A 21,886-nucleotide genomic window follows, 5' to 3' on the forward strand; every position below is an offset into this window, starting at 1 on the left:
ATGGCGGATTGTGGGTGGAATAGTCCGACCCGTCGTTGTGGGTTTCACCTACCCCGCAGCCTGTCATGCCCTCATTCGAGCGGAGGCGTCGCGGTCAGAACTTCCTCCAGCGTCGTGAGGCCTTCGGCAATTTTCAGGCCGCCAGCCAGTCGCAGGGGCCGCATGCCATCGACCACGGCCTGTCGCCGCAGTGCGTCAATGGCCGGCTCCTTGCTCACCTTGTCCTTGAAAGCCTCGCTGATGGTCATGAGTTCATACAGACCCATGCGGCCCAGAAAGCCGGTCATCCGGCAATCGACACAGCCCACGGCCCGGTACGGCTTGAACGCACCGGTGATCTGCCAGGGCCGGACGATGGCATCCAGCGATTCGCGCGACATCGAGGTATCGGGCTCCCGGCATTGCTTGCACAAGGTGCGCACCAGGCGCTGCGCCAGCACGCCGAGCATGGTCGCATTGATGAGGTAGGGCGCAATGCCCAGCTCCATCAGGCGCGAAATGGCAGAAGGCGCATCGTTGGTGTGCAGCGTCGAGAAAACCAGGTGCCCGGTGAGCGCCGCCTGCACCGCCATTTCGGCGGTTGCGAGGTCACGGATTTCGCCCACCATGATGATGTCCGGGTCCTGCCGCATCAGCGCGCGAAGTCCCTCGGCAAAACCGAAATCGAGTTGCGGCTGCACCTGCGTCTGGTTGAACGAAGGCTCGATCATTTCGATCGGGTCTTCCACCGTGCTGACGTTGACTTCTTCGGTGGCGATGCGCTTGAGCGTGGAGTAAAGCGTCGTGGTCTTGCCCGAACCGGTAGGCCCGGTCACAAGGATGATGCCGTAGGGCCGCTTGACGAGCGTCTCCCAGCGCTGCGCATCGTGCGGCGAAAAGCCGAGCGCGTCCAGGTCCTTCACCGCGGTGTCGGGGTCGAAGATGCGCATCACCATCTTTTCGCCGAACGCGGTGGGCAGCGTGGACAGGCGCATCTCGACCTCGTCGCCGCGCGGATTGCGGGTCTTGATGCGGCCATCTTGCGGCCGGCGCTTTTCGACCACGTCCATGCGCCCCAGCAGCTTGATGCGCGCGGTCATCGCATTGAGAACGCCCATGGGCATCTGGTAGACCGGATGCAGCACACCGTCGATGCGAAACCGGATCACGCCCTGCTCGCGCCTGGGCTCCAGGTGGATGTCGCTGGCGCGCTGGTCGAATGCGTAGGTCCAGAGCCAGTCGACAACCTGCACCACGCCCTGGTCGTTGGCATCGAGCTGCTTCCTGTTTCCCAGTTCAACCAGCTGCTCGAAACTGGCCGCACCCGCATTGCCGCCCGATCGCTGCGCTGCACGCACCGACTTGGCCAGCGCGAAAAATTCTGCTGTGTACCGGTGAATGTCCAGCGGGCTCGCAACCACGCGGCGCACCGAGCGCCTGGACTGGCGCTCGACCTCGGCGACCCAGTCCTGCAGGAACGGTTCGGCCGTCGCAACCACCACTTCGCTGGGCGTCACCTGCACGGGCAGCACGCGATGCCGCTCGGCATAGGCTGCGCTCATGGTGTCGGCGACCTTGCCCACATCGACCTTGAGCGGATCGATGCGCAGATACGCCAGGTCCGCGCGCACCGCGAGCCACTGCGTGAGCGACTCTATATCCAGCGGCTTGCCGTCGCTTTGCCGGGACATCGCCACAGCCGCCAGTCGCACCAGCGGGTGCTGGGCGCTTTCGGCCTGGGCGCACCGCGCGATGGTTCGGCGCGCTTCGTCATCCGAGATGACGCCGTCCTGGTTCAGCCATTCGACGATGCGGCGCCAGTCGAGCGGACCGTGGAATGGCAACCGGGAAATCGTGCGGGGGCGAGCGGCTGCGGTCATGTGGGATCAACAGGTTTGAACACCCGCAACCATTTGCGGGCAGGCAATCCCCAACGAGTTTCAATCGTTTCCGCGCGAGCGGCAAGCGCCTCGCGGGTGGGATGCTGCGCCGTCCTGAGCGCCAGCACAATGGTGTTGCCCTCGCGCGTGGGCCGAAACGACCACATCGCATCGTCTCCGAACGCGGCTGCGATGCGCTTGACGCTTTCTTCGTAGCTAGACGAACGGCCAAAGAGATTGACGGTCATGCAGCCGTCTTCGGTCAGGAGCTTGCGGCAATCGGCATAGAACTCAGGCGAGTCGAGCACCGGACCTGCGGCTTCCTGGTCGTACAAATCCACCTGAAGCGCATCGACCTGCCCATGCCAGTGCTCATGGTGCGCAACTTCGGCCGCGTCACCGAGCACGACCGACAGCCGCGCATCATCGGCCGGCAGCTTGAACCAGAGGCGGCATGCAGCAACAACTTGCGGATTGAGCTCGATGGCGGTTGTCTTCATGCGCAGCTTGCGCCAGCAGAATTTCGTGAGCGATGCAGCGCCAAGCCCGAGCTGCATGGCATGGCGCTTTGGCACGGACGCGGCATCGACGAACAGCAGCCACGCCATCATGCGCTGCACGTACTCCAGCTCCAGCTCGAACGGCTTGTCCAGAAACATGGAGCCCTGGACCCACTCGGTTCCCAGGTGAAGATAGCGCACGTCGCCGTGGTCGGAGAAATTCACTTCGGCGTGCATGGGGGTTTGGTCTTTCACAGCCGCAGATTATGACCACGCGCTTCATGCAAAATCGCCGCGTCAGTCAAACGCAGCACCGGAGCAGGCATGTTGGATACGAATGTTTTGATGGGATTTCTCGGCACCCGTGGCGTGGACTTCGGCGTCAAGGTGCTGGGCGCGCTGGCCGTCTGGATCGTCGGACGCTGGGTGATCGGCTGGATCAAGCGGCTGGCGTTTGCGGGTCTCGAACGCGGCAAGCGCATCGACGTCACGCTGTCGCGCTATCTCGCGCAGGCCATCTCGGTTGCCCTCAACGTCCTGTTGATCCTGGCGGTGCTCGACATCTTCGGCGTCAAGACGACTTCGTTTGCCGCGCTGCTCGCGGGTGTCGGCCTGGCCATCGGCACCGCATGGGGCGGTTTGCTCACGCACTTTGCCGCCGGCGTGTTCCTGCAAGTGCTGCGGCCCTACAAGGTAGGCGACCAGGTGATCATTGCAGGCGTCAATGGCAGGGTCCGGGAACTCGGGCTGTTCGGCACAACGCTTGTCACCGGCGACAACATCACCGCACTGATCGGCAACAACAAGGTACTGTCGGACACCATCCAGAATCTCAGCACCCTGCCGACACGGCGGGTCGACACCACCGCGAAGATCGCCAACAGTGTGAATCCGCATGAGGCGATCGAAAAACTCAAGGCAGCCGTTGCGAAAATTCCAAATGTCGCAACCGAGCCAGCGCCAGAGATCCAGATCCTGCAATTCACGCCGGAAGGGCCGCTGCTGGCCGTGAGGCCCTATACCCACAACGACAACTACATGCAGGTGTATTTCGACACGCACAAGGCGATCGTGGATACCTTTGGTGCAGCGGGCTATCCGGTGCCGGAGACGCCGACGGTTCAGCGTTCGGCTGCCTGATCTTTCAGCAGAACCGAAAGCTTGGGCAAGGCGTCCTCGCTGTTACGAGCTGCCATGTCCTTGAGCTCATCCGTACCGATTCCGCGAAGCAACGCCAGCATCGAGGCAATTCGTGGCAATTCAGCCGGCTCGTTACGCCCCTGGGCTGAACCGTCCGCACGCTCCTGGGCCGTACGGTAGAGCCAGTGGGGCGGAATGTCGGGTGAATCGGTCTCCATCACGATCGCCGACAGGGGCAAGGCAGCGGCAAGGCGCTGTATCTGCTGCGCCCGGTCATACGTGACGTTGCCCCCAAAGCCGAGCTTGAAACCCAGTTCGACGAATGCGCTGGCCTGCTGTTCGCTGCCATTGAAGGCGTGCGCGATTCCCTTGACCGGCAGCCGGCGCAAATGCTTGAGCAACTGGTCCGCAGACTTGCGAACATGCACGATGACCGGCAGTCCGTGCTTGAGCGCAAGGCGCAGCTGCTCCCTGTAAAAAAACTCCTGCCGATCGAAATCCAGACCGGGCACGAACAGGTCCAGGCCGATCTCGCCGACCGCCACCAGGCGCGGGTCATCGCCAAACTCAGCCAGTGCTTCATCGAGCGCCTGCAGGTCGCCCTCGCTGGCACCGGCCGTGCACAGAGGATGTATGCCCAGCGCGTAACTGTCGCCATGTTGGTGCGCCAGCTCACGCACCGCCTGGAAATTGCCCACCTCAACAGCAGGCAGGACGCAGTGGCCGACACCGGCAGCTTTGGCGCGCTCGCGAACCGCCGTGCGATCGCGCGCGAACTCCGGCGCATCGAGGTGGCAATGGGTGTCGATCCAGGTTGACATTGCCCCATCATGCCGCACGGTTTGTGCATCGCGCAGCAAACCGTGATACCGTGTGTTTGCCCCGTTTATCCCCGGTTCTCCCGCTGTTTTCATAGGTGAACGAATGCGCAGGCCAGCCCTTTACAGTTCGAGCCGGACCGCCCGGCCGCAGCCCGTCCAATCCCCGTCCGATGGTGCGGTGGCTGCGTCCGATGCACAGGCAACTGCCGGCGTGCGCAAGGCCCGGTTCTCGCTGTCCAGTCCCGCCCTGCTCTGGAGCGCCATCCTGCTTCTGGCCATCGCGCTTGCAGCCAGCGTGGCGCTCGGCCTGAAGACAGGCCAGCGCAAACTCACCCAGGAAGACATCAACGCCGCCGTCATGAAGACGATGGAAACGCAGGTCATGCCTTCGGAGTACGCCCGCGCGTACGAGAACATCCGCCCGTCCGTCGTCCGTGTGATGAGCTACGTCAAAAAAAGCCGCTTGAAAGATGACAAGCAGCTCGCCGCCAAAAGCGCGAAGCCCAAGCCTCTCGGGCCTGCCACACCAACCGAAAACCTCGGGCCATCCGGCGCCGAGGACGAAGAAGTCGAACACGGCGTGGGCACTGGCGTGGTGATCATCGACAAGGGCGTGATCCTCACCAACCTGCACGTCGTCGCGGGCGCTGACCGCATCAAGGTGGTGTTCTCCGATGGCCTCGAAGCCACCGCCACGATCACCGGTGTGCAGTCCGAAAACGACCTCGCGGTGCTGCAAGCCAGCAAGATTCCCGACGACATGATCGCCGCCACCATGCGGTCCACCAACGATCTTGCGCCCGGCGACAAGGTGCTGGCGGTCGGCTTTCCGTTTGGCATCGGCCCGTCGGCATCGGGCGGTGTCATCTCGGGCCTGAAACGCGTGTTCCGCTCACCCGAAGGCAAGCAGGACATGAAGAACCTGATCCAGTTCGATGCAGCAGCCAACCCCGGCAATTCGGGCGGCCCGCTGGTCACGATGGATGGCGAGGTTGTCGGCATCGTCACTGCCATCCTCAACCCGACATCGGCTCGCACCTTCATCGGTATCGGCTTTGCCGTGCCCATCGAGAATGCCGCCACCGCCGCAGGCCTGCCGCCCTTCTAGAAACCTCCAAGCTTCCAGGACACACAAGCCCATGAATCCAGACACCCGCCAGGACACCGACACCGCGCAACTCATGGAGCAGATCCTCTACGAGGTCAAGCGCGTGGTCGTCGGCCAGGACAGGTTCCTCGAACGCGTGATGGTCGCCATGCTCGCGCAAGGTCACCTGCTGGTCGAAGGCGTGCCGGGCCTTGCAAAAACGCTCACGGTGAAGACGCTCGCCAACACCATGCGCGGCCAGTTCAAGCGCATCCAGTTCACACCCGACCTCGTGCCTGCAGACCTGGTGGGCACGCGTGTCTACAACCAGAAGAACAGCGAGTTCAGCACCTCGCTGGGCCCCGTGTTCACCAACTTGCTGCTGGCCGACGAAATCAACCGCGCGCCTGCCAAGGTACAGAGTGCCTTGCTCGAAGTGATGCAGGAACGTCAGGTCACCATCGCCGGCGAAACGCACAAGGTGCCCAATCCGTTCCTGGTGATGGCCACGCAGAACCCGATCGAAACCGAAGGCACTTATCCGCTGCCCGAGGCGCAGGTCGATCGTTTCATGATGAAGGTGCTGGTCGACTACCCCACCGACGAGGAAGAGTTCGTCATCGTCGAGCGTGTCACCGGTCCTGCGGTCACGGTGAGCGAGGTCGCGACGACCGAGCAGCTCGCAGCCCTCCAGCAGGAATGCCGGCGCGTCTATGTCGACCCATCGCTCACGCAATACGCGGTGCGGCTGGTGTCGGCCACCCGCACACCCGAAAAGCACGGCCTGAAAGACCTGCGGCCGTTCATCACGTATGGCGCCAGCCCGCGCGCGACCATCAATCTGGTTGAAGGCGCCAGAGCGCTTGCGATGTTGCGTGGACGAACCTACGCGCTGCCCGAAGACATGACGGACCTGGTGCCCGATGTTCTGCGCCATCGGCTGGTGCTGTCGTACGAAGCCTTGTCTGAAGGCCTCACGGCCGATGCGATCGTCGGAAAAATCATGGCGAAAATTCCTTCGCCGCCCAAGCCGCTGGAACATGAAAAACTGGCTGCTTAAGTTCAGGAGCCCTTCGACAGGCTCAGGGCGAACGGCCACCAAACCCGTTCAGGCAGAGCCTGTCCCAGCGCCTGTCGCCTCATCGGCTGCCTCGGCCGAACACATCCTGCGCCGCCTCGAATGGTCGGTCATTCGCCGCCTCGACGGCCTGCTGCAAGGCGACTACCGCACGCTCATGCGCGGCTCGGGCCTGGACCTGGCCGACCTGCGCGAATACCAGCACCAGGACGACGTGCGCCACATCGACTGGAACGTGACTGCGCGCCTGCAAGTGCCCCATGTGCGCGTGTTCACCGAAGACCGCGAGATGGCGGCCTGGTTCCTGGTGGACCTGAGCCCGTCCGTCGATTTCGGCTCGGGTGAAACACGCAAGCGCACCGTGTCGGCCAACTTCGTCGGCGTGCTTGCGCGCCTGCTCACGCGGCACGGCAATCGCGTCGGTGCGATGCTGTACGGAACAGGCGTGGACACCATCATTCCCACGCGTGGTGGCCGGCCCCATGTGCTGCACATCCTGCACAGTATCCAGAAGCGCCCGGAAATCAAGGACGGCGACATCACGCGCCTGCAGGACTTGCTGCAGTCGGCAGCAGGCCTCATCAAGCGCCGCTCCACGGTGTTCGTCATCTCCGACTTCATCAGCGAACCCGGCTGGGAGCGCCCGCTGGCACTGCTTGCTCAAAGACACGAAGTGGTGGCGGTTCGCGTCGTCGATCCGCTCGAACTCGACATACCCGACCTGGGCCTTCTCACCATTCGTGACAGCGAAACCGGCGAGCAGTTGCTGGTCGATACGCACGACGCCGGTTTCCGCAAACGCTTCGCCCGCATCGCCGCGCAGCGCGAGGCCGACCTGCGCCAGGGCTTCGTCAAGGCCGGCGTCGATGCGCTCGAACTATCGACCGACGGCGACATGGTCGAGGCCGTGGTGCGCTTCGTCGATATGCGCAAGCGCCGCACCCGGCTATCGGGCGGCGGCGGATTGCCCGCGCACTTGAGGCGCGCGGCCTGACAGGACTGCAATCATGAACTTTCTCTGGGCACAAAACCTCTGGATGCTGCTGGCCTTGCCGCTGCTCGTCGTGCTGTATGTGTGGCTGATGCGCCGCAAGAAAAAAGTCGCGTTGCGCTATGCAACGCTGTCCATCGTGAAGGAAGCGATGGGCGCGGGGCAAAGCTTCAAGCGGCACATTCCACCGCTGCTGTTCCTGCTGGCCATGGCGGCACTGCTGCTCGCGGCGGCGCGGCCGGTTGCGGTCGTCACGCTGCCATCCAACCAGCAGACCATCATCCTGGCGATGGATGTGTCGGGCAGCATGCGCGCGACCGACGTGCAACCCAACCGCCTGGTTGCCGCGCAGAACGCGGCCAAGGCCTTCATCACCGAATTGCCGCGCCATGTGAAGGTCGGCATCGTCGCATTCGCCGGGTCTGCGCAGGTGGCGCAATTGCCGACTGTCAATCGCGAAGACCTGGTCACCGCCATCGACCGCTTCCAGTTGCAACGCGCCACCGCCACTGGCAATGCCATCGTGATCTCGCTCGCCACACTGTTCCCCGATGCGGGCATCGACATCGCTTCGATGCAGGGCGGGCGTGATCGCCAGCGCGGCTTGTCGCTCGATACCGAGAAAAAGGAAAAGAAAGAGTTCACGCCGGTGGCACCTGGGTCGTACTCTTCCGCCGCGATCATCATGCTGACCGATGGTCAACGCACCACCGGCGTCGATCCGCTCGAAGCCGCCAAGATCGCCGCCGACCGCGGTGTGCGTGTGTACACCGTGGGCATCGGCACGGTGGACGGCGAAACGATCGGATTCGAAGGTTGGTCGATGCGCGTGCGGCTCGATGAAGAAACGCTCAAGGCCATCGCCAACAAGACCAGTGCGGAGTACTACTACGCAGGGACCGCTGGCGATCTGAAGAAGGTCTACGAGACGCTCAGCTCGCGGCTGACGGTCGAGAAGAAGGAAACCGAAGTGTCGGCGCTGTTCGCGCTGGTGGCCGGGGTGCTGGCCCTGTTCTCGGCTGGACTGTCACTGCTGTGGTTCAACCGGATTCTTTAATTGGGGTCAGATTCCAATTAATCGGATTCCAATTAATCGCCAACGAGAGGCTGTCATTGCGGACTTGATCCGCAATCCATGTATTCGACGGCCGTAACCGCTTCGCGGTGGATGCCGGATCGAGTCCGGCATGACAGCCCCCGCCCCCCCACACACACATACCTGCGGGACATCAGTCCGTCAGGACAAATGCCCTTCAACCAGCCTCAGCTGACGATGGCACCTCGCAGCCAGCGTCTCATCGTGCGTCACCAGGATGAACGCCGTCCCGCGATCGCGGGCGAGTTGCAGCATCATCTCGAACACCACATCCGCCGTGCTTCGATCGAGGTTGCCGGTCGGCTCATCGGCCATCACGCAGGCCGGGTTCGTCACCAGGGCACGCGCGATGGCTACACGTTGACGCTCGCCTCCGGACAGTTCTGCCGGCCGGTGGTGCACACGGTCGCGCAAGCCCACCGACTCCAATGTCTTCGCCGCCGCAGCCGCGCACTCCTCCAACGGCAAGCGCCGGATACGCAGCGGCATCCCGACGTTGTCGAGTGCGCTGAACTCCGGCAACAGGTGATGAAACTGGTACACGAAACCCAGGTGCTCGTTGCGCAAGCGCCCTTGCGCCGCGGCATTGAGACGCGTGAAGTCATGGCCCATCAACTCGATGTGTCCTGAGGTCGGCGCATCGAGACCCCCGAGCAAATGCAGCAGCGTGCTCTTGCCTGAACCCGAGGCGCCCACGATGGCAATCGTCTCGCCCTTGCGCACTTCCAGGTCGATACCCTTGAGCACCTGCACGTCGAGCGTGCCGTCGTGGAATCGCTTGGTGATGCCCTGTGCCTTGAGTACGAGGTCACTCATAGCGCAGCGCCTCCGCAGGATTGACGCGACTCGCGCGCCAGCTCGGATAGATCGTGGCCACGAAAGCCAGCGCCAGCGAGATGAGTGCAATGGGCATGATGTCTGACTGCTGCGGATCGCTGGGCATGCGGCTGATCAGGTAGATATCGCGCGGCAGGAAGCTCGCGCCGAGCGCGCTTTCCAGCGCAGGCACGATCACGTCGATGTTGAACGCGATGCCCAGCCCCAGCAGCAACCCGGCGAGCGTGCCGATCACGCCCACCATCGCGCCCTGCACCACAAAGATGCCCATGATGCTGCCCGGACTCGCGCCCAGTGTCCGCAAGATGGCGATGTCGGCGCGCTTGTCGGTCACGGTCATCACCAGCGTGCTGACCAGGTTGAATGCGGCCACCGCCACGATCAACGTGAGGATGATGAACATCATTCGCTTTTCAAGCTGCACCGCGGCGAACCAGGTGCGGTTCTGGCGCGTCCAGTCGCGCACCAGGACCTGGCCGCTGAGCGTGCTCGCGAGTTCCGCGCCGACTTCACGTGCCTTGTGCAGATCCTTGAGCTTGAGCCGAATGCCGGTCGGTCCCTCCAGGCGGAAGATGCGCGCAGCGTCGTCCTGGTGCAGCAACACCAGGCCGCTGTCGTATTCAAAATGGCCCGAGTCGAAGGTGCCGACCACGGTGAGCTGCTTCAGGCGCGGCACCACACCCGCAGGCGTCACCTGCCCGCCCGGCGCGATCATCGTGACCGGGTCGCCCTCTTTCACGCCCAGCGCGCGTGCGAGTTCAGCACCGAGCACAGCGCCGAATTCACCGGGCTTGAGTTTGTCGAGCACCGGTTTCATCGAAGCCGCCAGATCGGTGACCTCGGGCTCCTTGGCCGGGTCGATGCCGCGAACGATGGCGCCGCGCATGTCTTCGCCGCGCGCCATCAACGACTGCGCCGAAATGAAAGGCGCTGCGCCCATCACCTCCGGGTTGCGCCTGGCTTCGGCCATCGTGCGGTTCGCGTCTTCGAGCATGCCGCCGCCGGGGCCGAAGACTTCGATATGCGAAACAACGCCCAGCATCCGGTCGCGCACCTCTTTCTGGAAGCCGTTCATCACCGACAGCACGATGATGAGCGCGGCCACGCCCAGGGCAATGCCCAACATGGACACGCCGGAGATAAAGGAGATGAAGCCGTTGCGACGTGTCGCTCGACCGGCCCTGGTGTAACGCCAGCCCAGGACCATTTCATAGGGCAATTGCATGGATGACTTCGCTTGAGTGGCGCGATTGTGGCATCCCCGACAATACGGCTGTGTCAGACGGTGCCCCTTCCTTGAAATCAGTCATCCCATTCGCCTCGGCTTTGCACGAGGGCTGCCGCCAGGCCATGGCGCGGCTCGAACTGCCCCATCTAGAACGGCTCCTGGCAAGGCTTTCCCCCTCATCCATGGTGTGCGGCGATGAAAACTCGCTCTCGATGCCCCACGAGCGGGCGATCGCGCGTGCGCATGGCATCGAAGCCCCGGATGGCTGCATCCCACTGGCCGCGCTGGATGCCGGCCGTGGCAATGAACACGAAGCCTTCGGCTGGATCACCCCCTGTCACTGGCATGTGGCGATGGACCACATCAGCATGTCGCATTCGTCGCAGCTGCAACTGACAGTGCAGGACGCCCAGGCCGTATTCGAGGCGGTCAGCCCTTACTTCGAGCAGGACGGCATCGTGGTGGAAATGCAATCGCCGCAGCGATGGCTCGCGCGCGGTGAGGTGTTCCGCGATCTGCCCACTGCATCGCTGGACCGCGTGGATGGCGGCAACATCGACCGCTGGATTCCGCGCATCAAGGCCGCCTCGGCGCTGCGGCGCCTGCAGCAAGAAACGCAGATGCTGCTCTACACGCACCAAGTCAACGACAGGCGTCAGTCTGCGGGCCTGTTGCCCATCAATTCGTTCTGGATCAGCGGCACCGGCGCGCTGCCAGTGTCGGCCCAGGGCACTGCGCCAGCCGCAATGGAAGTCTCAGGCAAATTGCGTGACCCGGCGCTCGCCCAGGACTGGGCCGCCTGGTCCGCCGCCTGGCGCGAGCTGGATTCCACGCACCTCGCATCACTTGGCTCGGCCCTGGACAAGGGCGAGTCCATTTCACTCACACTCTGCGGCGAACGCAGCTCACGGACGTGGACCTCGCCGTCAGGTCGCAGCTATTGGCGCGGCCTTGGCGCGCGCATGGCCGGCGTCTTTTCGGGCAAACGCGTTCCCCAGGTACTTGAAGCTTTATGAAGATCATCACCAGAGACATTCCGCCACGCGCCGCATGGGCGCTTGAGCAAGGCGGCGTGCACCCCCTGCTGGCGCGGCTTTTTGCCGCCAGGGGCGTGCAGGGCATGGACGAGCTGGACGACGGGCTTGCCCGGCTGCTGCCTCCATCGGGCATGAAAGGGCTGCACGAAGCAGCCATCCTGTTGGCCGACACCATCGCCGCCGACCAGCGCATCTGCATCGTCGCCGACTACGACTGCGACGGCGCAACCGCATGTGCGGTTGGCATACGCGGCTTGCGCCTGCTGGGCGCAAAGCATGTGAACTACATCGTCCCGGATCGGGTGGTTGACGGCTACGGCCTCACCGCCCCGATCTCTCGCCGCGTGAAAGAGCAAGGCGCCGACCTGCTGGTCACGGTGGACAACGGCATCGCGAGCGTCGAAGGCGTGGCAGCAGCCAACGCGGCCGGACTGAAAGTGCTGGTGACCGACCACCACCTGCCCGGTGCAGAGCTTCCCGACGCGGCCGTCATCGTCAACCCCAACCAGCCGGGCTGCAACTTCGAGAGCAAGGCGATCGCCGGCGTCGGCGTGATGTTCTATGTGCTGATGGCGCTGCGCGCCGAGCTGCGCGCGCGCGGCGCATTCGAAGGCCGCGCCGAGCCCAAGCTCGACTCCTTGCTGCCACTGGTTGCGCTGGGCACCGTGGCCGATGTGGTCAAGCTCGATGCCAACAACCGGCGGCTGGTTGCCCAGGGCTTGAAGCGCATCCGCGCAGGCACATTGCCGTGCGGCCTGGCCAGTCTCTTCGTGGCTGCGGCGCGCCATCCTTCGATGGCCACCACCTTCGATTTCGGTTTTGCGCTGGGTCCGCGCATCAATGCGGCAGGACGGCTGTCGGACATGACCATTGGCATCGAGTGCCTGCTGACCGACGACAAGGCGCGCGGCGACGAACTGGCGCGCTCGCTGGACGCCATCAACCGCGAGCGCCGGGACATTGAAGGCGGCATGCGCGAGCAGGCCATGGAGCTGGTGGACGGCATGTTCGACGAAAGCGACGAACCGCCGCCTGCCGTCTGCGTGTTCGACCCGGATTTTCATGAGGGCGTGGTCGGCATCGTGGCCTCACGCATCAAGGACCGGCTGCACCGCCCGACCTTTGTGTTCGCCGCCAGCCAGGCGCAGGGCAAGGAGCACGAACTCAAGGGATCAGGACGATCGATTCCCGGATTCCATCTGCGCGACGCGCTGGACCTGCTGGCCAAGCGGCATCCGGGCGTGCTGCTGAGGTTTGGCGGACATGCCATGGCAGCGGGCTGCACCATCGAGGAAGAACACCTCGATGTGTTTGAAAACGCGCTGGCGCAGATCGCGCACGAATGGCTGGATGCACCCACGCTTTTGCGGCGGCTCGACACCGACGGCCCGCTCGCGCCCGAGTACCTGCGGCCCGACCTGGTGGACACCTTGCATCGCGCTGTCTGGGGCCAGGGGTTTGCGCCCCCGGTGTTCAGTGAAGAAGTTGAAATCGTGTCGCAGCGCCTGGTCGGCGAAAAGCACCTGCAGCTCAAGATGAAGCACCAGGGCCAGCCGGTGGACGGCATCTGGTTCGGCCGGACAGAGCCGCTGCCTTCACGTGTGAAGCTTGCGTTTCGCCTCGACGCCGATGAATGGCAAGGCGTGCGGCGGGTGCGGTTCCTGGTCGAAGGCGCGGACTATTAGCGTACGGCGTGCGCGTCAGTGCGCAGTGCGCGCGGCCTGGTTGAGATCGTCGAAGTAGGCGAAGAGCCTGACGGCCACGGCGCGCAGTTCGCTGTTGCCCATCGCATGCGCCCGGGCCAGCTGCCACATCGCGTATTCGCGATCACCGAGCATGGATGTGTTGCTGATGGCGCGGCCATGTTCAGCCATCAATTCCACGAAAGTTGCCAGCAGGCCCATGGGGCAGTACGGTGCCTCGCCCGGCATTTCGAATTCATCAGACGAATCGATCGAAGCCGGATGGGTGCTGGCCCAGCCGGTGGTTTCAAAAGCTGCTGCGTGGCTCATGGCGCACTCCCTGTTGGTGTGATTCCAATGTAGGAGAGCGCTGCGGGCGCCGGAGTCAGCCATTGCGGGCAGCTCGCGTGGGAATTGCAGCAGGGGCCCTTGTAGTCGGGCAACTCGCCATCGTGGACTGAGGCAAGTACCGAGGTCAAATGGCGGCCGCGTTGCGCGGGCGGCTACAGTGAACACCGTGTACTGATGCAGGACGACCAGAAGTGACCCAGATACTCAACGCGCGCGAGACCGCAGCGCAGCTTGCGTGGCCCGCGCTGGTGGCGCAGATCCGAGCAGTGCTGGCAGACCCCTCGGTGCATGTGCCCGAACGCCTTGTGCAGCCCTTGCCAGGCGGTGGGAGCCTGTTCGTGATGCCTGCCCACGACAACGAATTCGCCATCACGAAGCTGATCACGTTCACACCGGCCAATGCCGGCACCACGCGCCCGACGATACAGGGCGATGTGGTGGTCTTTTCGATCGCGAGCGGCGAGCGTTGCCTGGTGATGGACGGCCCCACCGTCACCGCCAGAAGAACCGCAGCGGTGTCGTTGCTCGCGGCGCAGGAGCTCGCGCCGAACAAGAACGGCCCGCTGCTGGTGGTCGGAGCCGGCGCGCAGGGTCGGGCGCATCTGGATGCATTCGTGCAGGGTCTGTCGATTGGCGAAGTGGTCATCGCTTCGCGCACCGAAGGCAGCGCGCAGGCGCTGGCTGTTTACGCGCGATCGATCGGACTGAAGGCCAGCGTCACGACCGACGCAGACGGCGCACTCCAGGATTGCCCGCTGGTCGTCACCTGCACGCCCGCCAGCGGCATCGTGCTGCAGGCCCTGCCGCGCAGCGATACGTTCATCGCCGCCGTGGGTTCGTTCACGCCGCAGATGGTGGAACTGGCACCGGATCTGTGCCGGTACTTTGCCGGACACGGCAGCATCGTCGTGGACACCGCCGACGCAGTGCATGAGGCAGGCGACCTGCTGCAGGCGGGGCTGGACGTTGCGTCATTTCCTGCATTGAAAGACGTGATCGGCAGGAGCTTGCCGCGCCAGGGCCCGGTGCTGTTCAAGAGCTGCGGCTGGGCTGGCTGGGACCTCGCGGCGGCGCGCACCGCCAACTGATGGCTCAGTGTGGCGAATACCCGGCTTCTCGCTGGTGACGAAGCGCCAGAATGACAGCGATGTCTGCATTGGCATCGAATCGGTAGAGCGCTACATATCCAGTCGCGCCGCGCGAAATCACCAGCTCTCTCAGGTTCTTTTGCACGGGACGCCCCACCGCAGGATGCGTGGCGAGTATCTCCAGGCCGTTCGCAATCAGGCCCGCTGTTCTGGATGACTCAACCGCCAGCGCCGGAGCAAGGAAATCGACAAGTCGCTCAATGTCCGCCAGCGCGTTTCTGGTAACGACGATCCGGGTCATCGAGGTTTGAGCAATGACTTCAGTGACTTCAGTCGCGGCTTGCCTGCCTTCGTGCCTTTTGACTTCGCCTGCAGCCATGAGATGACTTCTGACCCGTCATACGCTTTTGCGCTTGACACCATCTCGTCATAAGAGCGCAGTGCGTCATCCACAAATTCATCATGCGCCTCCTGGCCGCCGAGCTGCTCCTCAATGGCCCTGACCATCAGCGCGTGCGCCGTCGTCCCCTGTTTTTCGGCAAGCAGGTCGATCCGATGCTTGGTGAATGTATCGATTTTTACAGATAGCGTGGGCATGATGCTGTGCCTCCATCAGTCGCGGTATTACCATGGTAACACCTGGCAAAACCGAATGCACCGGCTCCAGCAGCGGTGCTAGCATTGCACGTACTTTCATCACACCGCCCCATCCCATGCCCCCCAACCATGCTGTCGCCCCCAGCGCCCTGATCGGCTGGCATTCCATGTTCATGGGCGTCGCACTCCTGGCGTCCGCGCGCTCCAAGGATCACCGCACGCGCAACGGCGCCTGCATCGTGACGCCGGACCACCGGATCATCGGCGTGGGCTACAACGGGTTGCCGCGTGGCTGCGATGACCAGGACCCGATCTACTGGGCCGACGACGACAACGATCCCTTCCATTCGCGCCACAGCTACGTGGTGCACGCCGAGATCAACGCAACGCTCAATTGCGTCGTTCTTCCGCTGACCAATGCCACCATCTACACCACCCAGTTTCCGTGCCCCCGATGCGCCCAGGCCATCATCCAGGCCGGTATCCGGCGCGTGGTGTACCTGCGCGAGAAGCAGCACCACGCAAGCGCCAATGCGGCGGCCATGAAGATGTTCGGAGCCAGTGGTGTGGACTGCGAGGCGCTGGAAACGGTGGACGCGAAGGCCAACGACTGGTCGACGCGGCTGGGTTCGTACATCGCCAACGACCGGCCGAGCGAAGACGACGTCTGACACCACAGCCTTGACGGCAGGCCAGGCCGCAGAGCCCCCATCCCGGCCTTCCCCCAGAGGGGGAAGGAGGAAGGCAGCTACATGGAGCCCGCGATGTGCGCGCGGGTCACGACCCTGTCATCACCCAGCACGATCAGCGAGAACAGCAGTTCGTCCAGGCTACCGGCCTGCGAGGTCTTGCGCGCGAGAAGCGGCGTCGCCTTGGGGTCGAGCACGATGAAGTCTGCTTCGCATCCCGGCTGCAGGTTGCCGATCACGCCCTCCAGGCCCAGCGCCTGCGCCGCGCCTGCGGTGTGCTGCCACCAGAGGTTCTGCGGCGAGAGCGACACGCCCGGCTTGGTCTGACCCTCGCGGCCGACGTAGTACGCGGCCAGCATCGTGTGAAACGGGCTGAAGCTGGTGCCGCCGCCAACATCACTGGCCAGGCCGTGCTTGAAGCCGATGCGCTGCGCGCCTTCATAGTCAAAAAAGCCACTGCCCAGAAACAGGTTGCTGGTCGGGCTCACGGCTGCTGCTGCGCCAGTGGACCGCATCAGGGCCCTGTCGTCATCATCGAAGTGGATGCAATGCGCGTAGATCGCGCGGCCCCGCATCAGGCCGAAGTCTTCATACACCGACAGGTAGCTGCGCGACTGCGGAAACAACTCGCGCACCCACCGCACTTCATCCAGGTTCTCGGCAACATGCGACTGGATCCAGACGTCAGGGTACTTGGCGGCGAGCGCGCCTGCGCCTTGCAACTGGGCATGCGTGCTGCTCGGCGCAAAACGGGGCGTGATCGCATAGCCCAGCCGGTCCTGGCCGTGCCAGCGCTGGATCAGCGACTCGGTGTCGATGAGCGACTGCTGCGTCTCGTCGCGAACACCATCGGGAGAATGACGGTCTTGCAAGACCTTGCCGGCGATGAGCCGCATGCCGCGCTGCTGCGCCTGCCCCATCAGCGCATTGACCGACGCCGGATGCGACGTCGCAAAGGCCAGCACACTCGTGACCCCGTGGCGCAGCAATTCGTCGATGAAGAACACCGCCAGTTCATTCGAATAGGCATCATCCGAAAAACGCGATTCGTGCGGAAAGGTGTAGTTCTCCAGCCAGGGCAACAGCCCTGCAGCGGGCGAGCCGATCACATCGATCTGCGGAAAATGAATGTGCAGGTCGATGAAGCCCGGCGCGATGATGTGGCCCGGCAGGTGCTCCACCGCCACGCCTTCGTAGTTGCGCGCCAGCGCCTGGTACGGCCCCACGGCGCGTACGACCTGCCGGCCGTGGGCATCCGGCCCGACGACCAGCAGGCCGTCAGCGTCATAGACCGCATGGCCGTCGTCGGCAAACCTCAGGATCGCTGCGCGCCAGGCTCTCATCGGGCTATTTTGCAATCTTTCCCTGCACGCCAGATACGAGATAGTTCATGCCGAGTATCTGCTCGTCCGATAGTGACTGTCCCCGCGCAATCACGGCCTTGCCTTCGTTGTCGGCGATGGGTCCGGCAAACGGCAGGAGCTTGCCGGCCGCGATGTCTTTTTGCCGCGCCAGCGCTTCCTTCTGCACCGATGCCGGAACGCGCGAACCGAAGTCGCCGACGCGGATCATTCCCTGTTTCACGCCACCCCATACCGTGCCGGGCTTCCAGGTGCCATCGAGCACCGCGCGGGTGCGCCGCGTGTAGTAGTCGCCCCATTGGTGCGTCACGGCCGCAATCTGTGCATCGGGGCCTGATTTGCGCATGTCCGAGTGATAGGCCACGGCCATCTTGCCGCGCTCCTGCGCCGCGACCATGACGGCGTTCGAGCCGGTATGGAAAGCCATCACGTCCGCATCCTGGTTCATGAGCGTCATCGCCGCGTCGCGCTCTTTCGGCGGATCGAACCAGGCGTTCAGCCACACCACCCTGACCTGAGCCTTCGGGTTGACCGAGCGCATGCCGAGCGTGAATGCGTTGATGCCCTGCAGCACTTCGGGGATGGGAAAGCCCGCGACATAGCCGGCCACGTGGGTCTTTGTCATGCGCCCGGCCACGATGCCAGCGAGGTAGCGGCCCTCGTAGTAGCGGGCGTTGGCCGCCGCCACGTTGGGCGCGGTCTTGTAGCCGGTGATCGACTCGAAGCGGACGTCCGGAAAGTCCTTTGCCACCTTGAGCGTGGGCTCCATGTAGCCAAAGCTCGGCGTGAAGATCAGCTTGTGGCCTGTCTGCGCGAGGTCGCGGATCACGCGTTCTGCGTCGGCGCCTTCGGCCACGTTTTCGACGAACGTGGTCTTGACCTTGTCGCCCAGCGCGGCTTCAACGGCCTTGCGCCCGTCGTCGTGCTGGCGTATCCAGCCCGCATCTGTCACGGGGGCGACATACACGAAGCCCACCTTGAGTGGCTCGGACGCCACGGCAGGTGCGCCATAAAAAGGGAGCGTGAGAAAACAGGCGGCCGCGAATGCGGCTGCGAGGTTTTTGTGCATGGTGGTCCTCTACATGGCCCCGGGGGTTGAAAAATGAAATCGCCACTGGGGGCACAGTGGCGATGCGCCGATTTTAAGGGGGGCCTGCCGCCGCTTTGCGGTTCCCCACTGGTATTTCCCTTTAATCCCCATTGGTACGCTGCGGTCCACTGGGGGAAACGATATGACTCAGATCCGTTGACGACGAAGGGTTTCTGTGTAGGAATGGCGACTGCGGAATGCCGTTGGCATGCCGCATGCTTCGCGAAAATCAACACAAACACGGTCCCGGTGCGCGCCAAAAGCGCGTTACGGCCCGGCACCAGGAGTATTCCCAGATGAATCCGATTGAGAGAACCATGCGACTGACGCTAGCGTCAGTCGCAGCAGCGGCCCTGCTGGCCGCCTGCGGTGGTGGTGGAGGAGAGGTCGCATCGTCATCTTCCGCACCGCTGGCAGCTGCAAAAAGCAGCACCGAAACTGCGGCAGCCACCACATCTGCAGCTGCGGCCCAAGGGCCGCTCGCGGCGGCAAAGGCCGGCACGAGCCGGGTGTACCTGATCCAGATGGCCGACGCGCCAGCGGTTGCCTATGACGGCGGCGTGCAGGGTCTGGCGCCGACCAAGGTCCGCGGCCTGAAGAAGCTCAATCCGGAATCTCCTGAAGTCGTGGCCTACATGGCCTACCTCAAGGGCAAGCAAGATAGCCTGCTGGCCAAGGTCGGCGGCACCAAGGTCTACAACTACGGCTACACCTTCAGCGGCTTTGCTGCATCGCTCACGCAAGCGCAGGCAGACAAGCTGGCCGTCACGAAGGGCGTGCTGGCGGTAACCACCGACGAAGTCCGCAAGCTCGATACCGCCTCGACTCCTGCTTTCCTGGAGCTGTCCGGCTCCACCGGCTTCTGGAACACCGCCGGTGCCAAGGGCGAGAACGTCGTCATCGGCATCGTGGACTCCGGCATCTGGCCCGAGAGCCTGAGTTTTTCCGACCGCGTGGAAGCCGATGGCATTACCCCGGCCAAGACCGGCACCCAGGTCTACAGTGACCTGGCCGGATTTCACGGCCGATGCGCCAGGGGCGAAGAGTGGAGAGGCGGCAATTGCAACCGCAAGCTGGTCTCGGCTCGTTACTACAACGCCGGCTTCGGCGGTGATGCAGCCATCAGCGAACGCTGGCCCTACGAATACAACTCGCCGCGCGACTACGGCGGCCACGGCACTCACACCGCCAGCACCGCAGGCGGCAATGCCAATGTGAAAGTCTCGGGCCCGGCAGCTGCCATGGGCAGGACTTCCGGCATCGCTCCGCGTGCACGCATCTCGGTCTACAAGGTCTGCTGGTCGGTCGAAGCCGATGACGGCGGATGCGCTACTTCCGACAGCGTGGCTGCCATCGAGCAGGCCGTCGCCGACGGCGTCGATGTCATCAACTACTCGATCAGCGGCAGCAAGACCAACTTCCGTGACCCGGTCGAGATCGCATTCCTGTACGCAGCAGATGCAGGCGTTTTTGTTGCAGCTTCGGCCGGCAACAGCGGCCCGACGGCAGCCACGGTCGCGCACCCCAGCCCCTGGATCACGACGGTTGCCGCTGCATCGCACAACCGCAGTTCGACAGCCACGGCCACACTGGGCAACGCCGCCGCGTACACCGGCGCTGCGCTCAATGGCAAGCTGATTTCGGGCAAGCCCCTGATCCATGCGGTTAACGCCGGCCTTCCTGGCGTCGATGCAACCGCGCTGCGCCTGTGCTTCTCGGCATCCTGGAACGGATCAGCAGTGCTCGACCCCGCCAAGGTGGTAGGCAAGATCGTGATCTGCGATCGCGGCACCAGTGACCGGATCGACAAGAGTCGCGCCGTTGCTGAAGCCGGCGGCCTGGGCATGATCCTGACCAACACCAGCAGCAACACGCTCAACGCCGACTACCACTCGGTGCCGACGGTTCACGTCTCGCACATCGATGGCCCTGCTATCAAGGCCTACTCGGTCACCCTGGGCGCCAAAGCCACCCTCGGCGTGTCGTCGCTTCAGTTCAACACACCCGCCCCGCTCACAGCGTCGTTCTCCTCCAGGGGTCCGCTGTCGGCTGGTGAAGGCAACCTGCTCAAGCCCGACATCACTGCGCCGGGCGTGGACATCCTTGCTTCCGTCGCTCCTCCCGGCAACCTGGGCCGCAAGTTCGACTTGTACCAAGGCACCTCGATGTCGAGCCCGCACATCGCAGGTATCGCCGCGCTGTTCAAGCAGAAGTTCCCGACCTGGTCGCCCATGGCGATCAAGTCGGCGCTGATGACGACGGCCGGTGACACCCTCGACTCGGGCGGCCCGACCAGCGCAAACGTGATCTTCAACCAGGGTGCCGGCCACGTTCGTCCAAAGAACGCGCTGAACCCTGGCCTGGTATTCGATGCGGGCTGGAACGACTGGCTGGGCTTTCTCTGCGGCACGCAACTGCCTGCATCGAACTGCACGGGTGCCGGTGTCCCGGTGCTCAACCCGAGCGACTACAACAACCCGTCGATCGCCTTCGGCGCGCTGGCCGGCACCCAGACTGTGACGCGCAAGGTGCGCAATGTGGGCGGCAATTCGGCCACCTACACACCGGCGTTCACCGGCCTGACGGGCTTTACCGCCACGATGAATCCGCCGACGCTGGTGATCGGACCGGGTGCTGAAGCCACGTTCACCGTGACGCTGACTCGCACAAGCGCGGCCATTGGGGCCTACACCGGCGGACAGCTCACGCTGACCGACGGCGCGTCGCACGTCGTGCGTGTTCCGATCGTCGCCAGGCCCGTCGCCTTCGCAGCGCCGCTGGAAGCCAGCGGCAGCTACCCGGTCACGTTCGGTTTCGACGGCGCGTTCACAGCCACTCCCCGTGGCCTGATCGAATCGACCCGCGCGAACGGCTCGGTCGGCACGGACGGTCATGTCGATTTCCCGATCGTCATCCCGTCGGGCACCACCTACCTGCGCGTCGCGCTGTTCGATGCAGACACCGGCGTTCCGAGCGATCTGGACCTGGAGATCTATTTGGGATCGACCTACGTTGGCGGCAGCGGTGGCGGCACGTCACAGGAAGAATGGAATACCGTCGGCCCGCCGCCTGTCACGCTCACCGCGCGCGTCGTGGGCTGGTCCGTTCCAACGACGACGACCAGCTTCGTGCTGCACTACTGGACGCTCGGTTCGACCGACGCCGGAAACATGACCGTCACGGCGCCAAGCCCGGTCACCATGGGCACCACGGGCACCATCACGGTGACGCCAGGCATGCTGGCGGCTGGCAAGCGCTGGCTCGGATCGGTTGTGTACGGCGGCGCCTCCGGCCTGCCCAACCCGACCATCATCCGGATCGATACGCCAGCACTTCCTCCGAGCTGATGATGGC

General features: G+C 64.0%; 20 protein-coding genes. 10 read left to right on the forward strand and 10 right to left on the reverse strand.

Features of this window, described 5'->3' with window-relative positions:
- Nucleotides 1–71: 71 nt before the first annotated feature.
- Together AQ12_RS06750 and AQ12_RS06755 are read right to left on the reverse strand one after the other, a co-directional pair.
- Complete coding sequence (locus AQ12_RS06750) at nucleotides 72–1,859, reverse strand: GspE/PulE family protein (RefSeq protein WP_048439108.1); 1,788 nt, start codon at nucleotides 1,857–1,859, stop codon at nucleotides 72–74.
- Nucleotides 1,856–2,596, reverse strand: a complete 741-nt coding sequence (locus tag AQ12_RS06755; protein WP_048439152.1) for a spermidine synthase — start codon at nucleotides 2,594–2,596, stop codon at nucleotides 1,856–1,858. The genes AQ12_RS06750 and AQ12_RS06755 overlap by 4 nt, the downstream gene beginning before the upstream one ends.
- A gap of 87 nt (nucleotides 2,597–2,683) precedes the next feature.
- Between AQ12_RS06755 and AQ12_RS06760 the strand changes: the two genes are divergently transcribed.
- Nucleotides 2,684–3,499, forward strand: coding sequence for a mechanosensitive ion channel family protein (locus tag AQ12_RS06760; RefSeq protein ID WP_193387966.1), 816 nt, complete (start codon nucleotides 2,684–2,686; stop codon nucleotides 3,497–3,499).
- Here AQ12_RS06760 and AQ12_RS06765 read toward each other — a convergent pair.
- Nucleotides 3,481–4,320, reverse strand: coding sequence for a TatD family hydrolase (locus AQ12_RS06765; RefSeq protein ID WP_048439109.1), 840 nt, complete (start codon nucleotides 4,318–4,320; stop codon nucleotides 3,481–3,483). The genes AQ12_RS06760 and AQ12_RS06765 overlap by 19 nt on opposite strands.
- Before the next feature lie 103 nt (nucleotides 4,321–4,423).
- Between AQ12_RS06765 and AQ12_RS06770 the strand changes: the two genes are divergently transcribed.
- The 4 genes from AQ12_RS06770 to AQ12_RS06785 are packed head-to-tail and all read left to right on the forward strand — an operon-like array spanning nucleotide 4,424 to nucleotide 8,533.
- The gene (locus AQ12_RS06770; RefSeq protein ID WP_048439110.1) at nucleotides 4,424–5,428 is read left to right on the forward strand and encodes a S1C family serine protease; all 1,005 of its coding nucleotides are present in this window, start codon (nucleotides 4,424–4,426) and stop codon (nucleotides 5,426–5,428) included.
- 31 nt (nucleotides 5,429–5,459) lie between these two features.
- Nucleotides 5,460–6,467, forward strand: a complete 1,008-nt coding sequence (locus AQ12_RS06775) for a MoxR family ATPase (RefSeq protein ID WP_048439111.1) — start codon at nucleotides 5,460–5,462, stop codon at nucleotides 6,465–6,467.
- Nucleotides 6,448–7,479 carry a DUF58 domain-containing protein gene (locus tag AQ12_RS06780; RefSeq protein ID WP_082151437.1) on the forward strand — a complete coding sequence of 344 codons (1,032 nt, stop codon included), beginning with the start codon at nucleotides 6,448–6,450 and terminating at the stop codon, nucleotides 7,477–7,479. Before AQ12_RS06775 ends, AQ12_RS06780 begins: the two co-directional genes overlap by 20 nt.
- Before the next feature lie 13 nt (nucleotides 7,480–7,492).
- Entirely contained in the window at nucleotides 7,493–8,533 is a 1,041-nt protein-coding gene (locus AQ12_RS06785) for a VWA domain-containing protein (protein WP_048439112.1), read from the forward strand.
- A gap of 180 nt (nucleotides 8,534–8,713) precedes the next feature.
- Here AQ12_RS06785 and lolD read toward each other — a convergent pair whose 3' ends face one another.
- Entirely contained in the window at nucleotides 8,714–9,388 is a 675-nt protein-coding gene (gene lolD, locus AQ12_RS06790; RefSeq protein WP_048439113.1) for a lipoprotein-releasing ABC transporter ATP-binding protein LolD, read from the reverse strand.
- Nucleotides 9,381–10,634 carry a lipoprotein-releasing ABC transporter permease subunit gene (locus AQ12_RS06795; protein ID WP_048439114.1) on the reverse strand — a complete coding sequence of 418 codons (1,254 nt, stop codon included), beginning with the start codon at nucleotides 10,632–10,634 and terminating at the stop codon, nucleotides 9,381–9,383. The genes lolD and AQ12_RS06795 overlap by 8 nt, the downstream gene beginning before the upstream one ends.
- A 71-nt stretch (nucleotides 10,635–10,705) precedes the next feature.
- Here AQ12_RS06795 and AQ12_RS06800 point away from each other — a divergent pair, with 71 nt between their 5' ends.
- Both AQ12_RS06800 and recJ read left to right on the forward strand, forming a co-directional pair.
- Nucleotides 10,706–11,653 carry a hypothetical protein gene (locus tag AQ12_RS06800; protein WP_152682701.1) on the forward strand — a complete coding sequence of 316 codons (948 nt, stop codon included), beginning with the start codon at nucleotides 10,706–10,708 and terminating at the stop codon, nucleotides 11,651–11,653.
- A complete protein-coding gene (recJ, locus tag AQ12_RS06805; RefSeq protein WP_048439116.1) occupies nucleotides 11,650–13,359 on the forward strand; it encodes a single-stranded-DNA-specific exonuclease RecJ in 1,710 nt (569 codons plus the stop codon). Before AQ12_RS06800 ends, recJ begins: the two co-directional genes overlap by 4 nt.
- A 15-nt stretch (nucleotides 13,360–13,374) precedes the next feature.
- Here the strand turns inward: recJ and AQ12_RS21975 are convergent, their stop codons facing one another.
- The gene (locus tag AQ12_RS21975) at nucleotides 13,375–13,686 is read right to left on the reverse strand and encodes a hypothetical protein (RefSeq protein WP_053076589.1); all 312 of its coding nucleotides are present in this window, start codon (nucleotides 13,684–13,686) and stop codon (nucleotides 13,375–13,377) included.
- A 212-nt stretch (nucleotides 13,687–13,898) separates the two neighbouring features.
- Between AQ12_RS21975 and AQ12_RS06815 the strand changes: the two genes are divergently transcribed.
- Nucleotides 13,899–14,795 carry a delta(1)-pyrroline-2-carboxylate reductase family protein gene (locus tag AQ12_RS06815; protein WP_048439117.1) on the forward strand — a complete coding sequence of 299 codons (897 nt, stop codon included), beginning with the start codon at nucleotides 13,899–13,901 and terminating at the stop codon, nucleotides 14,793–14,795.
- Between the two features lie 4 nt (nucleotides 14,796–14,799).
- On the opposite strand, the gene AQ12_RS06820 is transcribed toward AQ12_RS06815, so the two are convergent.
- Together AQ12_RS06820 and AQ12_RS06825 are read right to left on the reverse strand one after the other, a co-directional pair.
- Nucleotides 14,800–15,174, reverse strand: a complete 375-nt coding sequence (locus AQ12_RS06820) for a type II toxin-antitoxin system RelE/ParE family toxin (protein WP_238587667.1) — start codon at nucleotides 15,172–15,174, stop codon at nucleotides 14,800–14,802.
- A complete protein-coding gene (locus tag AQ12_RS06825) occupies nucleotides 15,093–15,392 on the reverse strand; it encodes a CopG family ribbon-helix-helix protein (RefSeq protein ID WP_048439119.1) in 300 nt (99 codons plus the stop codon). The genes AQ12_RS06820 and AQ12_RS06825 overlap by 82 nt, the downstream gene beginning before the upstream one ends.
- A 116-nt stretch (nucleotides 15,393–15,508) precedes the next feature.
- Here AQ12_RS06825 and AQ12_RS06830 point away from each other — a divergent pair, with 116 nt between their 5' ends.
- Nucleotides 15,509–16,063: a dCMP deaminase family protein gene (locus AQ12_RS06830; protein ID WP_048439120.1), complete on the forward strand. Its 555-nt coding sequence runs from the start codon at nucleotides 15,509–15,511 to the stop codon at nucleotides 16,061–16,063.
- A gap of 77 nt (nucleotides 16,064–16,140) precedes the next feature.
- Here AQ12_RS06830 and guaD read toward each other — a convergent pair whose 3' ends face one another.
- Nucleotides 16,141–17,424: a guanine deaminase gene (gene guaD / locus AQ12_RS06835; protein WP_048439121.1), complete on the reverse strand. Its 1,284-nt coding sequence runs from the start codon at nucleotides 17,422–17,424 to the stop codon at nucleotides 16,141–16,143.
- 4 nt (nucleotides 17,425–17,428) lie between these two features.
- On the reverse strand, nucleotides 17,429–18,511 hold the full coding sequence (locus AQ12_RS06840) for a BMP family ABC transporter substrate-binding protein (RefSeq protein WP_048439122.1): 1,083 nt from the start codon (nucleotides 18,509–18,511) through the stop codon (nucleotides 17,429–17,431).
- A gap of 338 nt (nucleotides 18,512–18,849) precedes the next feature.
- Here AQ12_RS06840 and AQ12_RS06845 point away from each other — a divergent pair, with 338 nt between their 5' ends.
- The gene (locus tag AQ12_RS06845) at nucleotides 18,850–21,879 is read left to right on the forward strand and encodes a S8 family peptidase (RefSeq protein WP_161798988.1); all 3,030 of its coding nucleotides are present in this window, start codon (nucleotides 18,850–18,852) and stop codon (nucleotides 21,877–21,879) included.
- Nucleotides 21,880–21,886: the final 7 nt, after the last annotated feature.

The organism is Caenimonas sp. SL110 (assembly GCF_001044395.1).
Lineage (GTDB): Bacteria > Pseudomonadota > Gammaproteobacteria > Burkholderiales > Burkholderiaceae_C > Ramlibacter.